Below are 15562 nucleotides of genomic sequence, written 5' to 3'. Positions count from 1 at the left end.
GGAGAAACGCCATGAAGAACGTCATCTGGTTGGTCATCGGCGTTGCCGCGGGCTTCGTGGTCGCCCACGAGGTGAACAAGACCCAGCAGGGCAAGGCGTTTTTCACCGAACTCGACACCAAAGCACGTGAATTCGGCGAGGCCATGTCCGAGGGATACCGCCAGCGCGAGGCGGAGCTGCACGCCGCCCTGGGCGATGACGCCGCTGGCGGTGCGCCGGTGACCGGCGCCCCGTAGGCATCCGCTGAGGTGAAGCCGCACTGAATCAGCGCTGAAACAGCGCCGAAGCACCCTGATTTGAAGCACCACCACATTCATGCACCATGAACAAACGGACACCATGCAGACTGCTGACATTCGCGGGCGCTGGCTCGACTTCTTCGCCGATCGTGGACACACCGTTGTGCCGTCCGCGTCCCTGGTGAGCGACGACCCCACCCTTCTCTTCACCGTGGCCGGCATGGTGCCGTTCGTGCCTTACCTCACCGGGCTCGTTCCCGCGCCGTACCCGCGCGCCACCAGCGTGCAGAAGTGCATTCGCACCAACGACATCGAAGAGGTCGGCAAGACCCCCCGCCACGGCACGTTCTTTCAGATGAACGGCAACTTCAGCTTCGGAGATTATTTCAAGGAGGAAGCCATCGGCTTCGCCTGGGAGCTGCTGACCACCCCGGAGAACCAGGGCGGCTATGGCTTTCGCGAAAGTGACCTCTGGGTCACCATCTACCTCGACGACGATGAGGCACATCGCTACTGGCGCGCGCTCGGCGTACCGGAAAACCGCATCCAGCGCCTCGGCATGGAATCCAACTACTGGTCCACCGGCCAGCCCGGGCCGGCCGGCCCCTGCTCGGAGATCTTCTTCGACCGGGGCCCCGCCTACGGCAGGGACGGCGGACCGGCCACCGACGATGACCGTTACGTCGAAATCTGGAACCTCGTGTTCATGCAGTACCTGCGCGGCGAAAGCACCGGTAAGAGCGACTTCAAGATTCTCGGAGACCTGCCGAGGAAGAACATCGACACCGGCATGGGCCTTGAGCGTGTTGCTTTCCTGAAGCAGGGCGTCGAAAACATGTACGAGATCGACCAGGTACGCCCGGTGCTCGATCGCGCGGCCGCTCTGTCGGGCCGACGCTACGGCGCCGACCACGACGATGACGTGCGCATGCGCATCGTCGCCGACCACGTGCGCTCCTCCCTCATGCTCATGAGCGACGGCGTCATGCCGTCGAACGAGGGGCGCGGCTACATCCTCCGCCGCCTGCTGCGGCGCAGCGTGCGCGCCATGCGTCTGCTCGGCGTCGACACCGTGAGCCTGCCCGAACTGCTGCCAGCCTCCCGTGACGCCATGAGCGCCGCGTATCCCGAGGTGAAAAGCGACTTCGGTCGCATCAGCCAGGCCGCGTTCGCCGAGGAAGAGACCTTCCTGCGTACCCTCGCGAGCGGCAGTGCAGTGCTCGACCTCGCCGTGGCCAAGACGAAGAAGGCCAACAAGACCGAACTGGCCGGCCCCACCGCATTTCTGCTGCACGACACCTACGGTTTCCCGATTGAGATCACCCTCGAGATCGCCGAAGAGGCCGGCTTGAGCGTGAACCGCGACGCGTTCGACGTGCTCATGACCAAGCAGCGCACTATGGCGAAGGCCGATGCGAAGTCCAAGAAGACCACCCTCGCCGACCTCGGCGTCTACAGCGCCTTCCGCGCCCTCGGCGAGACCGTCTTCACCGGCTACGACGACCTACAGAACGAGTCGAGCGTGCTCGGCCTCATCGTCGACGGCGAGTCCGTCACGAGCGCGGTCGCCGGCGAGACGGCTGAGGTCATCCTCGCCGAAACCGCCCTGTGGGCCGAATCCGGCGGACAGGAAGCGGATGCCGGCCTCATCGTCGGCCCCGGCTACGAGCTCAAGGTGCTCGACGTGCAGAAGCCGGTCAAGGGGCTGATCAGCCACAAGGTGCTCGTGCAGGCCGGTGAGGTCGCCGTGGGCGACAGCGCAACCAGCGTGGTCGACGAAAGCTGGCGTCGCGGTGCCCGCCAAGCCCACTCCGGAACCCACGTTCTGCACGCGGCCCTGCGCCAGGTGCTCGGCCCGAACGCCCACCAGTCCGGTTCGTACAACAAGGCGGGCTTCTTTCGTCTTGACTTCTCCTGGAACCAGGCGCTGTCACCGGCGACCCGCACCGAGATCGAAGAGATTTCCAACAACGCCATCCGCGACAACCTGCCGGTCTCCACCCGGGAGCTGCCCCTGGCGGAAGCGAAGTCACTTGGCGCCATGGCCCTGTTCGGTGAGAAGTACGGCGACGTCGTGCGGGTCGTCGACATCGGTGGCCCCTGGTCGCGCGAACTTTGTGCCGGCACCCACGTTTCCAGCAGCGCCGAGATCGGCATGATCAACCTGATCAGCGAGGCTTCGGTCGGATCGACCAACCGGCGAGTCGAATCGCTCGTTGGCCTCGAAGCCTTCCGCGACCTCGCCGCCGAGCGGATGCTGGTGTCCCAGCTCACCTCCAGCCTCAAGACACCGCGCGACCAGCTCCCCGATCGCATCAGCGACCTGGTCACGAGTCTGAAAGCGGCGGAAAAAAAGATCGCCGCCTTCGAAGCCCGCGCCCTGACCGACCGGGTTCCCGCCCTGCTGGCCACGGCTCGTCGGATCGGTGCGGTAACGGTCGTCGCCGAAGATCTCGGCGTGCTGGGCTCTCCGGACGACGTGCGCCTGCTGGCCCTCGCGACCCGGGAACGCCTCGGCACCGACGCGGTCGTCGTGGCGCTCTCGGCCGTTGCCGCCGACAAGCCGGTCGTGATTGTCGCCACCAACCAGGCTGCCAGGGACGTCGGACACAAGGCCGGTGCTCTCGCTAAGACCGTCGCGGGCATTCTCGGCGGCGGCGGCGGCGGCAAGGACGACCTCGCCCAGGGCGGCGGACCCAACGGGGACGCCATTCCGGCTGCGCTGCAGGCCGTCGTCGCAATGATCAGCCGCTGACCATGCGATCCGACCGAACCCCGGCTCGGCCCCGCACCGACAGGACGGAGGCCGGAACGGTTGGGGTCGTGCCTGCGCCGGTGCACCGTATGCGCTCCGGGGTGCGCGTAGGGGTTGATGTCGGCAAGGTGCGCATCGGCCTGGCTCGCAGCGACAACCACGGCATGCTGGCCACACCGGTCGAGACCGTGGCCAGGGACCAGGCCGGCCTGACCGACCTCGCCCGCATTCGCGCGGTCGTGGTGGAGCTTGACGCGGTCGAGGTCATTGTCGGGCTGCCGCTGGCGCTGTCCGGAAACGCGACGGCCTCGACCGACGACGCGGTCGAATTCGCTGAAAGACTCGCGCGGGCCTTGAGCGTGCCGGTGCGGCTGGTCGACGAACGGCTCTCCACTGTGTCGGCGCAGTCTGCGTTGCGGGCATCCGGTCGCCCGGCGAAGACCCAACGGCCAGTGATCGATCAGGTGGCCGCGACTATCATTCTGCAACACGCGCTCGACAGCGAGCGTGCCTCGGGGCGACCAGCTGGCTCGCCCGTCGAACCGACCGAGAGGCCGTAACGTGCAGAGTTCCACCCCCGAAGAGCCGCCGCTGAGCCGCCGTCAGTGGCGCGCGCAACAGGCCGCTGCCGAGCTGGCCGCTGCCGAGCTCGCAGCCGCGGCGGGCACGGCAGCCGCGGCGGGCACGGCAGCTGACGATGCGGCCGGCACTGCGGCCGGCCTCAGGAGTTCAGCGGTCCAGCCGAGCGAGGCGCATTCCAGCCTGCCGGCGGAGCCCGCCCACGCCCCGCTGTTACCGCTCCGCCCCGCTCCCGACACGCAGTCGACTGAACCAGCTGACTCCGGTCGCGGACGCACCAACCGCCGCTCTCAGCTCGCCGACGAACCACCGCGAGAAAAGCGTAGCCACACCGGTGCCTGGGGATGCCTCATCGTCTTCGCCGTGCTGGCCGCGCTCGTAGCCGGCGCGTACTTTTTTCTCCAGGGGCCGATTTCCCAAATTATCGCGGCCACGCAGGGACCGGCCGATTTCACCGCAGAGGAAGCGGCCACCGGCGAAGACGTCGTCATCATGATCCACGAGGGCGACGGCGGTTCGGACATCACCAGCACCCTCGTCGACGAGGGCGTCGTGAAGAGCTTCGACGCGTTCTACTCGATTCTGCTGCAGACCACTCCGGAGCCGGTGTTTCAACCCGGCGCCTACCAGTTGAAGACCAAAATGGTCGCCAGCACCGCCCTCGACGCCCTGCTCGATGATGGCGCGCGACTGAACCAGACCGTGATCGTGCCCGAGGGCACCGCGGCCGTGGATGTGCTGCAGTCGATCTCAGAGGGCACCGACATTCCCCTCGCAGACCTGCAGGCCGGCGCAGCCAACGTGGCCGGGTTCGGCCTGCCGGCCGAGGCGACCACCCTTGAGGGCTTTCTGTTTCCGGCCACCTACACTTTTTCGCCGGGGGACACCGCCCAGATTGTTCTGCAGACCATGGTGAACCGGCAGTATGAAGCCCTCGACGCCGCCGGCGTCGCGGTCGCCGATCGTTGGAAGACCATCGTGTTCGCCTCGCTGATCCAGCGCGAGGCCGGCCTGCGCGTCGACTACTACAAGGTGGCCCGGGTGTTTCTGAACCGGCTGGACCCGGCCCAGTGGGAGAGCGGACTGCTGCAGTCCGACGCGACCGTCGCCTACGGCACCGGCAACACCCACCTCGTGACCACGACCGACGCCGAACGCGCTGACGCCGGCAATATGTACAACACCTACGCGCATCCGGGTATGGTCGTCGGCCCTATTTCAAACCCGGGTGACCTCGCAATCGACGCCGCCCTGCACCCGGCCGATGGACCCTGGCTGTTCTTCGTCACGGTCAACCTCGATACCGGGGAGACGGTCTTCTCCACTACCGTGGCAGAACACGACGCCGCGGTCGTGGTTTGGCAGAACTGGATGAGGGAGCACCCCGAATATGGATAGTCTCACGTCGAACCGTCTCGCAGTGCTCGGCTCACCGATCAAGCATTCCCGATCGCCGATGCTGCACCGGGCCGCCTACCGGCAGCTCGGCCTCGACTGGACCTATGAGGCCGTTGAGGTGAAATCCGGTTCTTTGGCCATGTTCCTGAGCAAGCTCGGCCGGGAATGGCGCGGCCTGTCACTGACCATGCCGCTCAAACAGGAGGTGCTGCCCTTCATCGACGATTGCGATCGGGTCGCGCAGCTGACCGGTGCCGTCAACACGGTTCTCCTCCGAAAGGTTAACGGTCGCAGCACCTTGAGCGGGTACAACACGGATGTCGCCGGGTTGGTGCGGGCCCTCGCCGAAGGGGGAGTCACCCGCGCAGCGCACGTGACTCTGCTCGGAGCCGGGGCAACGGCGGCATCCGCTTTGATGGCGGCGGCGGAACTCGGCACCGAGTTTGTCGCGGTGCTCGTGCGCGACCCGCAGAAGGCGCTGCCCCTCGTCGAACTCGGTCGGTCGCTCGGCGTGGTGGTCGACCTGCAGGATCTCAGCGGAGCTACCCGCGTGGACAGCGATGTCGTGATCAGTACCCTGCCCGGGGGAACCCTGCTTTCGGCGCCGTTGCCGCTCGCCCTGCGGGAACAGGCCATCCTGTTCGACGTGGCCTACTCGCCGTGGCCGAGCGGTGTTGCCACCTCATGGCAGGAAGCCGGCGGCACCGTACTGAACGGCCTGGGCATGCTGTTGCACCAGGCTCTGATCCAGGTGCGAGTCTTCGTCACCGCTGATCCGTTCGAACCGCTGCCCGACGAGTCGGCCGTCCTGGCGGCCATGCGCGGTGCGCTCACCCGCGACTCCGGCCCCGGTGACGCTGCACCCCTTACCGCTGTGGAAAGATAGGAACCATGCTTCGTTGGCTCACAGCCGGAGAATCTCACGGCCCCGAACTCATCGCCATTGTTGAGGGTTTGCCCGCTGGAATCCCGGTCACCCTTGATTCGATCCGCCTCGATCTGGTGCGCCGCAAGCTTGGCTATGGCCGCGGCGCGCGCATGAAATTCGAAGAGGACGAACTCACCCTCTCGGGTGGCGTGCGGCACGGACTCACCCTCGGCGGGCCGGTCGCGCTGCGCATCGGCAATTCGGAATGGCCCAAGTGGGTCGAGGTGATGAGTGCGGCACCGGTCGACCCTGCCACGCTCGCTCGCGGCCGTGGTGCCCCCCTGACCCGCCCCCGGCCGGGCCACGCCGACCTCGCCGGCATGCAGAAGTACGGCTTCGACGAAGCCCGTCCGGTGCTGGAACGGGCGAGCGCCCGCGAGACCGCCGCGCGGGTGGCGCTCGGCGCGGTCGCCAGGTCCTTCCTGAACGAGCTGGGAGTCCAGCTGGTCAGCCACACCATCGCCATCGGTCCGGTGCGCGTGCCCGACGGTTCGCCGCTGCCGGAGCCCGGCGACGTCGACACCCTCGACGCTGACCTGCTGCGCTGTTTCGACGTGAGCACATCCGCTTTGATGGTGGCTGAAGTGGATGCTGCGCACCAGGACGGCGACACCCTCGGCGGCGTTGTCGAGGTGCTTGCCTACAACCTGCCCCCCGGGCTCGGGTCCTTCGTGCACTGGGACCGCCGCCTGGATTCGCAACTCGCCGCTGCCCTCATGGGCATCCAGGCGATCAAGGGTGTCGAGGTCGGCGACGGTTTCGAGACGACCCGCCGCCGCGGTTCGGCCGCCCACGACGAACTCGTTCAGGCGGACGGCGCCATCCAACGGGTCAGCGACAAGGCTGGCGGCACCGAGGGCGGCATGAGTACCGGTACGGTGTTGCGGGTTCGCGCCGGGATGAAGCCGATCGCGACGATTCCGCGGGCGCTGCGCACGGTCGACGTGGCTACCAGCGAACCGGCTCCGGCGCACCACCAACGCTCCGACGTCTGTGCTGTGCCGGCGGCCGGCATCGTCGCCGAGGCCATGGTGGCGCTCGTTCTCGCGAACTCCATGCTCGAAAAATTCGGGGGAGACTCGATCGGGGAGACCCGACGCAACCTCGAGTCGTACCTGGCCCACATTCCCGCCAACCTGCGCACCGGCGCGGCGAGCGACGCATCGCTGTGAGTGAGAGCCGGCTGAAGCCATGCTGACCCGGCGAAACTCGCTGCTGCCGATCGTGTTCATCGGGCCGATGGCCGCCGGCAAGACCAAGATCGGTCGCCGGGTGGCGCGCGGCCTTGACGTGCCTTTCATCGACACCGACAAGCGTGTCGTGGAAAGCTACGGTCCCATCCCGGAGATCTTCGCCCGGGAGGGCGAAGAATATTTTCGTATCGTCGAGCGCGAAGCGGTGGATTGGGCGCTCGGCGAGCCGGCCGTCGTCTCGCTCGGCGGGGGAGCAGTTCTGCACCCCGAGACCCAGGCTGATCTCGCCGACGCGACCGTCGTCTACCTGAGCGTGAGCACCGCGGCCGTCGAGGCCCGCCTCGGCGGTACCAAACGGCCGCTCCTGGCTGGCGGCATCGCCGACTGGGAGCGCATCTATAACCTGCGCCGCTCCACCTATGAATCCCTCGCGACGATTCGCCTGGATACCTCCAACCGACCCATCAGCGGCATCGCCGACGAAATCGTGAATTGGGTTCAAGAAAGAAATGATGACTGAGATCTCCCAACAGACCGCTACCACCGTGATCACCGTGACCGGGGTCGACAGCTATCCGGTCAGTGTGGGGCGCGGCCTGGTCAGTACCGTCGCCGAGCAGCTCGGCAGCGGCGTCAATAAGGTGCTGATCGTGCACACCTCCACGGTCGGTGCCCGCGCCGTCGCCCTTCGCGACAACCTGCTCGAGACCTACTCCGAAGTGCTGCTGGCCGAGATTCCCGACGCCGAGGCGGCCAAACGCGTCGAAGTCGCCGCCTTCTGCTGGGGCGTCATGGGGCAGTCCGACTTCAGCCGCACCGACGCCGTGATCGGCCTCGGCGGCGGCGCTGTCACCGACCTGGCCGGCTTCGTCGCGGCGACCTGGCTGCGCGGCGTGAAGCTCGTGCAGATCCCCACGAGCGTACTCGGCATGGTCGACGCGGCTGTCGGCGGCAAGAACGGCATCAACACCGCCGAGGGCAAGAACCTCGTCGGCACCTTCTACGCCCCGTCCGCTGTGCTCTGCGACCTGGACCTGCTCGACGCGCTGCCCCGCAACGAAGTCCTGGCTGGCTTCGCCGAAATCGTGAAGGCCGGATTCATCCAGGTTCCCGAGATCCTCGACCTCATCGAAGCGGATGTCGACCGCGCCACCGACCCGACGACCCCCGAATTTCGTCGGCTGATCGAGCTCTCGATCGCCATGAAGGCCCGAATAGTGGGTGAGGATTTCAAGGAAGCCGGCCTCCGCGAGATCCTGAACTACGGCCACACGCTCGGTCACGCCGTTGAGCACGCCGAACGCTACGGCTGGCGGCACGGCGCAGCCGTCGCCGTCGGCATGATGTTCGCGGCGGAACTCGCCGCCCTCAGCGGACGACTCTCGGTCGAGGTCGTCGACCGGCACCGCAGCATCCTCGAATCACTGACCCTGCCGACCGGCTACCCGGTGGGTCGCTGGCCCACCCTGCTCGCCACGATGCAGCGCGACAAGAAGACTCGCAGCGGCATGCTGCGCTTCGTCGTGCTCGACGATGTCGGCAAGCCGACCATCCTCGAGGGTCCGGACGCCTCCCTGCTGTTCAGCGCGTACCAGGCCATCGGGCAGTAGGACTCAGGACGCAACCACCGGCGCGGGGGAGTCCGCGGCATCCGCTTCGACGGTGTCGGTCGGGCCGGCGAACGGTGTCATCGTGGTCATGAGCTCGGAACGGATCAGAAATCGCACGCCGCGGGGTGCTTCGGCGCTGAAGCCGCTGCCGCGGCCGGGCACCACATCGACCGTGAGAAAGGTGTGGCTCCAATAATTGAACTGCTCAGCCGACATCCAGAAATCGAGCGGCTGACCGGGCTCACCGGCCGGGGCCAGATCGAACTGGCCGAGACGTACATCCTGGTCGGAGGTGATGAATTCGCCCGCCATGAACAGCATCGGCGAGCTGCCGTCACAGCAACCGCCGGACTGGTGGAACATAAGCGGGCCGTGCTCCTCCCAGAGGCTGCGGAGCAGATCGACCGCCACCGGGGTGAGTTCGACGCGGGGGATTGTTTCGCCGGTGATGGTGACCGATGCGGTAATCGTGGGTGTCGACATTGACGGACCTTTCTGCAAAAGACAAGTGAAAAAAGGGGCTGCCTACGACGTTACGTCGTCGGCAGCCCCCGGGCCAGACCTGCAGCGAACTCCCACCCGACGGGAGCGTTGCCGCAGACCGGAACGAATGGCTTAGAAGAAGCCGAGCTTGTTTTCGGAGTACGACACCAGCAGGTTCTTGGTCTGCTGGTAGTGGCCGAGTGCGAGCTTGTTGTTCTCTCGGCCGATGCCGGAACTCTTGTAGCCACCAAAGGCGGCGCCGGCCGGGTAGGCGTGATAGTTGTTGACCCAGACCCGGCCGGCCTGAATGTCGCGGCCGGCCCGGTAGGCGACGTTGCCGTTGCGCGACCAGACGCCGGCACCGAGGCCGTAGATGGTGTCGTTGGCGATCGAGATGGCATCGTCGTAGTCGGTGAAGCTCGTCACGGCGAGCACCGGCCCGAAGATCTCCTCCTGGAACAGCCGCATCTTGTTGTGTCCCTCGAAGATGGTCGGCTGCACGTAGTAGCCGTCGGTGAGGTCACCGCCGAGGTCGGCGCGTTCGCCTCCGAGGGCGAGCCTGGCGCCCTCCTTGGTGCCGATATCGATGTAGGACAGGATCTTCTCGAGCTGGTCGTTACTGGCCTGGGCGCCCATCTGGGTGTCGGTGTCGAGCGGGTTGCCCTGGATGATCTTGCTGGCCCGGGTGACGGCGTCGCCGAGGAAGCTGTCGTAGATCGGCTTCTGCAGCAGCGCGCGGCTCGGGGCCGTGCAGACCTCGCCCTGGTTGAAGGCGAACAACACGAAGCCTTCCTGGGCCTTGTCGTAGAACGCGTCCTTCTCCTGGGCGACGTCGCTGAAGAAAATGTTGGGGCTCTTACCGCCGAGCTCCACGGTGGAGGGAATGATGTTCGCGGAGGCGTACTGCAGGATGAGACGGCCGGTCGTGGTCTCACCGGTGAACGCGATCTTGCGGATACGGTTGCTCGACGCGAGCGGCTTGCCGGCTTCGAGCCCGAAACCGTTGACAACGTTGACCACGCCGGGGGGCAGGATATCGCCGATGAGTTCCATCAGCACGAGAATCGAGACCGGCGTCTGCTCGGCGGGCTTGAGCACGATTGCGTTGCCGGCGGCGAGGGCGGGGGCGAGCTTCCAGACGGCCATCAAAATGGGGAAGTTCCAGGGAATGATCTGGCCGACGACGCCGAGCGGTTCGTGGAACTGGTACGAGACGGTGTCGCCGTCGAGCTGGGCGTGGTCGCCGTCCTGGGCGCGAATAGCCGAGGCGAAGTAGCGGAAATGGTCGGCGGCGAGCGGGATGTCGGCATTGATCGTTTCGCGCACGGCCTTGCCGTTGTCCCAGGTCTCAGCGACGGCCAGCATCTCGGTGTTGGCGTCGATCACGTCGGCGATCCGGTTGAGTACGGCAGCGCGCTCCGTGGCGCTGGTCTTGCCCCAGGCTGGTGCGGCTTTGTGGGCGGCGTCGAGGGCCAGCTCGATGTCCTCTGCGGTACCGCGGGCCACCTCGGCGAAGGGTTTGCCGGTCACGGGGGTGATGTCTTCGAAGTACTGGCCCTTGACCGGGGCGACCCATTCGCCGCCGATCCAGTTCTCGTATCGAGACTTGAAGGTAACTTTCGAGCCGGGTGTTCCGGGGGCTGCATAGACGGTCATGTCACTCCTATTTCGACGACGGTGTCGGGCTCGCAAACCTGCGGCCTGATCCGACTCTAGGTGTGGAAACGTTGCAGAATGTTGCGCTGTCCGCCGATTTCGTCTTCGATGCGCGCAAGATGTGCCACGACCGTCGCTCGTTTGGGCGACCGGGCCGGAAGCAGCTCGAGACAGGCCCGCCAGACCTCGGTGTCCCAGGTGGCTTCTTCGGTGCGCGCGTAGGTCAGCAGCAGGTCGACCGAAGCATCGGCGAGCATCGCCTCACGCAGTCTGCTGCTCACTTCTGAACGGATTTCAATGATTCCGGGCGCCGACGATCCTGGGAGCACCGCGCCGCGGTAGGCGCCGAGAGCCACCCGGTGGGCACCGCGTTCCAGAAAAGCCAACACCTGTTGCGAATCCAGTTCCAGCCGGGATTCCAATCGATACGGGCGGGAGGTGATCGTGATCGGAGGGTCGAGCACGGCGAGTACCTTGCGTACCCGCACCATTTCGGCGCGCAGCGTCTCCACCGCCGTGTCCTGATCGAAGAGATAGCCGGCCAGACGATCGGCGGAGAGTCCTTCGCGGTGCCAGGCCAGGAGCGTGAGAATCTCGGTGTGGCGGGGCGAGACATCCGCTGTGCTACCACCGCACTGCAACTGGCCGTGGTCGGTGCCGAGAACACTCAACACGGCTGGGGTGAGCCGCGGCACGCTCGGCGACAGCGAGAGGCGCGACCGCGGGGCGGGCGGCGCGGCCTGCGGCCGGCCCAGGCGCTGGATGCGCAGCTCCGCCTCCATCGCGGCGACGGCGGCCTCGACCAGGGGCAGAGTCTGCGGGGCGACTGCCTGGTCACCGCCGGTGATGTCGATCACACCGAGAATCTTGCCGGTGTCCGGGTCGTGGATGGGCACGGCCGTGCAGCTCCACGGGTGGGCGAGGGCGTTGAAATGTTCGGCTCGTCGAATCTGGATACCGCGGTCCAGGGCGAGGGCGGTGCCCGGTGCACTCGTGCCGACTCGGCTCTCCGACCAGTCGGCGCCTTCGACGAATAGCATTTCCTCCACCCGGCGACGCAGCACGCGGTCGCCGTCGATCCACAGCAGTCGACCGGACTCGTCACCGATGGCGACGATCAGTTCGGCGTCGACCGCATGACGAATGAGCAGGTTGTGCACGACCGGTAACACCGCGGCGAGCGGATGCTGGTTGCGCAGGTCGCGCAGCTCGGCGTCGGTCAGCGCCCGCTCCGGTGCAACGCTGCCCGGGTCGAGGCTCAAGGAGAGGGAACGTTGCCAGGAATCCTGCACGAGCTTACGCACGCCGGTCTGGAAAATTCGATCGGTCATTGCGGATTGGTGAGCACGTTCCAGGGCGACGATGTTCTCCCGCGCGTCGCCGGTCGGGACCGATGAAGAACTCTTCAAGCCGTATCCCATGAGCGTCTGCCTCCGTTAGCAGTGATCGGGTGCGTGCTGCCACAGCCAGCATCGGAATTTCATTCTACGGGCACAGCCCCGGCCGTGCGTTTGGCGTGACAGGCATTCACAGCCGCAACGGGGAGGGCACTGCCGGAGGTTATCCACAGCCGGGCCAACCGTACTCTTTCTGGGGACAACGGGTCTCGCCCTGCCGCAGCCGCTCAGGATAGCGGTATGACACTGACAGTGAACATCGACGACGCTCCGCCCGTGACCACACCGGAGCAGGCCAGAGCACGGGTATTCGACCTGGTCGGCCATGCCATCCGCCGGCAGCTCTGGCTCATGCTGCTCGACGCTCACGGGCGGCAGCTGCCGGTGGTGATTCCCATCGACAATATTCCCCTGCGCCCAGAACCGGGACGCAGCCGGTTTTTCGCGATCGGCATCAACGAACTGCTGGCCGTTCAAGCTCCCGGGGGAAGTGTCATCCTGACGCTGGAACGGCCCGGTTCGGCCGCCCTCACCGCTCCAGATCAGGCCTGGGCCGTTGAACTGACCGAATCTTTCGGAAAACTCATGTGCATCACCGGCCTGTTCGTCGCGCACGACGACGGCGTCGCTGTTCTTGCCCCCTGACCGGCGCAGGCCGGTCGGCGGGTGCCCACGGCCTAGGCTGAGTGGATGAGTACAGTGCTGGTTCTAAACGGTCCGAACCTCGGGCGCCTCGGCAGTCGCGAGCCCGACGTGTACGGGTCGGCGAACCTGGACGACCTGCGCACGCTGCTGGTCGCATCCGCTCGACCGGGGGTGAGCATCGACCTGCGGCAGACCGATGACGAGGCCGAACTCATCCATTGGCTGTACGAAGCCGTTGACGAGCGGATGTCGGTCATCCTCAACCCGGCAGCGTTCACCCACTACAGCTACGCTCTGCGCGACGCCGCTGCCCTCGTCACCAAGGCCGGCCTGTGCCTGATCGAAGTGCATATCTCCAACCCGCACGCCCGCGAAACGTTCCGCCACACCAGTGTTGTGAGCGCCATCGCGACCGGGGTCATCGCCGGCCTCGGCTTCGACTCGTACCGGCTGGCCCTGGATTTCGTCACCGCGCCGGCACCGCGGCGGAACAGCGCCTTTGGTGCCTGAGGCTTCGGCACGTAGACTCGATAAGGTGCCATTTGCACCCGCGCACCTTATCAATTGAACGGAACACCCCTCCCATGGCTTCTACCGCTGATATCAGAAACGGCGTCGTACTCAACATGGATGGCCAGCTTTGGGCCGTCGTCGAGTTTCAGCACGTCAAGCCGGGCAAGGGTGGCGCCTTCGTTCGCACCAAGATGAAGAACGTCGTCTCGGGCAAAACCGTTGACCGCACGTTCAACGCCGGCGCAAAGATCGAGACCGAAAACGTCGACCGTCGCGACTTTCAGTATCTGTACAACGACGGCGACGCCTACGTCTTCATGGACGTCGCCGACTACGACCAGATCACCGTGTCCGCTGCCGTCGTCGGCGATGCGAGCAACTTCATGCTCGAAAACCAGGCCGTGACCGTTGCCCTGCACAACGGCAACCCGCTGTACGTCGAGCTGCCGGCCTCCGTCACCCTGGAAATCACCTACACGGAGCCGGGACTGCAGGGCGACCGCTCCACCGGCGGCACCAAGCCGGCCACCGTGGAGACCGGCTACCAGATTCAGGTTCCGCTGTTCCTGGAGCAGGGCACCAAGGTCAAGGTTGACACCCGCACCGGCGACTACCTCGGTCGCGTCAACGAATGAGCGCACGGACCAAGGCCCGCAAGCGCGCCATCGACATTCTGTACGCCGCCGATGTGCGCCAGATCAGCATTCCGGAGTCGCTCGCAACCGAGGCCGAACGCGCCGCGAGCGAGCCGGCCCGGCTGGCGTCCTGGCTCTACGCTCGTGAACTCGTCGACGGGGTCGTCGACCATCGCGAAGAAATCGATGAGCTGATCGAGACGTACTCGCAGGGATGGTCGCTCGCGCGCATGCCCAACATCGATCGCGCCATTCTGCGCATCGGAATCTGGGAGATTCTGTACAACGACGCCGTTCCGCACGCCGTCGCTATCGATGAAGCCGTAGAAGCCGCGAAGATTCTTTCCACGGATGACTCGGCCGGCTTCGTCAACGGGCTGCTCGGCAAGATCGCCCAAACCGCACCGTCGGCCTGATCGGCCGCGTCGACTCCCGCCGCATTCGCCTCTCGTCACCGAAGGACACGCACATGGACAGCACCGGACCCGACGCACCTCGCGACCAGCCGGTTGTGCCCAACCCGTACCTGCCGGTGCCGCCGAAGGGAGGGCCGACTCCGCCGATCGCGCCGGCCCCGTTCGTGCCAGGCCAAAGGACGAACACTCTGGCCATCGTGTCGTTCGTGTCGTCATTCTTCATCGGGCTTGTCGCCATCATCACCGGGCATATCGCGCTCGCACAGATTCGGGCTCGCGGTGAACTCGGTCGCGGCTTTGCCCTCGCCGGTCTCATCATCGGTTACGTCGCCACGGCCCTGTTCGCCATTCTGGTCGTGTTCGCGATCATCTTCGCCTCCGCTATCGCAGCCTTCGTGGTCGCCATTGATGCCGGCACAAGCTCAGGAACCGCGACCTCGTCGTCAGCACCGGAATCGAGCGCACCGGAATCGAGCACACCGCTGCCGACCGGGCAGCTGGGCGCCGCCGACTTCGACGGCGGCTATCTCGAATTCGGCACCGGAGTGGTCATCATCGACGAGTACGTCGACCCGATGTGCCCGTACTGCGCCCAGTTCGAGGCCGCAAACGGTGAACTGCTGGCTGCGGGCGTTGCGAGCGGAGACATCACGCTGCGGGTGCATTCGCTCACCTTTCTCGACCGGATGTCTCAGGGCACCGACTACTCCAGCCGGGCCTCAGCGGCTCTCACCTGCCAGGCCACACTGAACCCGGGTGAGACCCTCGCGTTTCTGTCGGCGCTGTTCGCCAATCAACCGCTCGAGCAGACGGCCGGGCTCAGCAATGGCGAACTCGCCGCCCTGGCGACCGGCGCGTCCAATATTGCCGACTGCATCGATTCCGGGGACTATCAGGCCTGGTCGCAGCAGAACACCGAAGCAGCCCTGACCGGACCGATCGAGGGCGCTGAGATCGAATCCGTCAAGGGGACCCCCACGGTGCTGGTCGACGGTGTGCAATACACCGGCAGCCTCACCGACACGGCCGAATTCTCCGCCTTCGTTGCTTCCGCGTTCTAAGGGTTCGCACCACCGGTTCCCCACGGGCTAGGCTGGACCCATTCAGACATCCTT

Annotated in this window: 16 protein-coding genes; 13 read left to right on the top strand and 3 right to left on the bottom strand. The window is 66.0% G+C overall.

The window, feature by feature from the left end; translation table 11 throughout:
* Nucleotides 1-11 precede the first annotated feature (11 nt).
* The 8 genes from E3O25_RS01770 (at nucleotide 12) to aroB (ending at nucleotide 8702) form a co-directional block, all read left to right on the top strand.
* Nucleotides 12-236 (top strand): hypothetical protein, encoded by a 225-nt coding sequence (locus tag E3O25_RS01770; protein ID WP_092107731.1) that lies wholly within the window; start codon nucleotides 12-14, stop codon nucleotides 234-236.
* A gap of 103 nt (nucleotides 237-339) precedes the next feature.
* On the top strand, nucleotides 340-2994 hold the full coding sequence (alaS, locus tag E3O25_RS01765; RefSeq protein WP_092108143.1) for an alanine--tRNA ligase: 2655 nt from the start codon (nucleotides 340-342) through the stop codon (nucleotides 2992-2994).
* Between the two features lie 89 nt (nucleotides 2995-3083).
* The gene (ruvX, locus tag E3O25_RS01760; RefSeq protein WP_092107733.1) at nucleotides 3084-3554 is read left to right on the top strand and encodes a Holliday junction resolvase RuvX; all 471 of its coding nucleotides are present in this window, start codon (nucleotides 3084-3086) and stop codon (nucleotides 3552-3554) included.
* 1 nt (nucleotide 3555) lies between these two features.
* Nucleotides 3556-4971: an endolytic transglycosylase MltG gene (gene mltG, locus E3O25_RS01750; RefSeq protein WP_092107735.1), complete on the top strand. Its 1416-nt coding sequence runs from the start codon at nucleotides 3556-3558 to the stop codon at nucleotides 4969-4971.
* Nucleotides 4964-5857, top strand: coding sequence for a shikimate dehydrogenase (locus E3O25_RS01745; RefSeq protein ID WP_092107737.1), 894 nt, complete (start codon nucleotides 4964-4966; stop codon nucleotides 5855-5857). Before mltG ends, E3O25_RS01745 begins: the two co-directional genes overlap by 8 nt.
* 5 nt (nucleotides 5858-5862) lie before the next feature.
* Nucleotides 5863-7071: a chorismate synthase gene (gene aroC / locus E3O25_RS01740; protein WP_134360291.1), complete on the top strand. Its 1209-nt coding sequence runs from the start codon at nucleotides 5863-5865 to the stop codon at nucleotides 7069-7071.
* A 19-nt stretch (nucleotides 7072-7090) separates the two neighbouring features.
* Nucleotides 7091-7612 carry a shikimate kinase gene (locus E3O25_RS01735; protein ID WP_166787694.1) on the top strand — a complete coding sequence of 174 codons (522 nt, stop codon included), beginning with the start codon at nucleotides 7091-7093 and terminating at the stop codon, nucleotides 7610-7612.
* Nucleotides 7605-8702 (top strand): 3-dehydroquinate synthase, encoded by a 1098-nt coding sequence (gene aroB, locus E3O25_RS01730; protein WP_092107741.1) that lies wholly within the window; start codon nucleotides 7605-7607, stop codon nucleotides 8700-8702. The genes E3O25_RS01735 and aroB overlap by 8 nt, the downstream gene beginning before the upstream one ends.
* Nucleotides 8703-8705: 3 nt before the next feature.
* Here aroB and E3O25_RS01725 read toward each other — a convergent pair whose 3' ends face one another.
* The 3 genes from E3O25_RS01725 to E3O25_RS01715 form a co-directional block, all read right to left on the bottom strand.
* Nucleotides 8706-9185, bottom strand: coding sequence for a DUF779 domain-containing protein (locus tag E3O25_RS01725; RefSeq protein ID WP_092107743.1), 480 nt, complete (start codon nucleotides 9183-9185; stop codon nucleotides 8706-8708).
* 132 nt (nucleotides 9186-9317) lie between these two features.
* Entirely contained in the window at nucleotides 9318-10841 is a 1524-nt protein-coding gene (locus tag E3O25_RS01720) for an aldehyde dehydrogenase family protein (protein ID WP_092107745.1), read from the bottom strand.
* 56 nt (nucleotides 10842-10897) lie between these two features.
* Entirely contained in the window at nucleotides 10898-12172 is a 1275-nt protein-coding gene (locus E3O25_RS01715) for a GAF domain-containing protein (RefSeq protein ID WP_166805940.1), read from the bottom strand.
* A gap of 306 nt (nucleotides 12173-12478) precedes the next feature.
* On the opposite strand from E3O25_RS01715, the gene E3O25_RS01710 reads away from it, so the two are divergent.
* From E3O25_RS01710 to E3O25_RS01690, 5 genes are all read left to right on the top strand, one after another.
* Nucleotides 12479-12883: a hypothetical protein gene (locus E3O25_RS01710; protein ID WP_092107749.1), complete on the top strand. Its 405-nt coding sequence runs from the start codon at nucleotides 12479-12481 to the stop codon at nucleotides 12881-12883.
* A gap of 45 nt (nucleotides 12884-12928) precedes the next feature.
* Complete coding sequence (locus E3O25_RS01705) at nucleotides 12929-13393, top strand: type II 3-dehydroquinate dehydratase (RefSeq protein ID WP_134360289.1); 465 nt, start codon at nucleotides 12929-12931, stop codon at nucleotides 13391-13393.
* A gap of 74 nt (nucleotides 13394-13467) precedes the next feature.
* The gene (gene efp / locus E3O25_RS01700) at nucleotides 13468-14031 is read left to right on the top strand and encodes an elongation factor P (protein ID WP_092107753.1); all 564 of its coding nucleotides are present in this window, start codon (nucleotides 13468-13470) and stop codon (nucleotides 14029-14031) included.
* Entirely contained in the window at nucleotides 14028-14447 is a 420-nt protein-coding gene (gene nusB / locus E3O25_RS01695; protein ID WP_092107754.1) for a transcription antitermination factor NusB, read from the top strand. The genes efp and nusB overlap by 4 nt, the downstream gene beginning before the upstream one ends.
* 53 nt (nucleotides 14448-14500) lie before the next feature.
* Nucleotides 14501-15508 carry a thioredoxin domain-containing protein gene (locus E3O25_RS01690; protein ID WP_092107756.1) on the top strand — a complete coding sequence of 336 codons (1008 nt, stop codon included), beginning with the start codon at nucleotides 14501-14503 and terminating at the stop codon, nucleotides 15506-15508.
* Nucleotides 15509-15562: the final 54 nt, after the last annotated feature.

It is taken from the genome of Cryobacterium sp. TMT1-3 (assembly GCF_004402315.1).
GTDB lineage: Bacteria > Actinomycetota > Actinomycetes > Actinomycetales > Microbacteriaceae > Cryobacterium > Cryobacterium luteum.
Note: the sequence above shows the minus strand (reverse complement) of the source record. Positions and strands in the feature narration are given on the sequence as shown.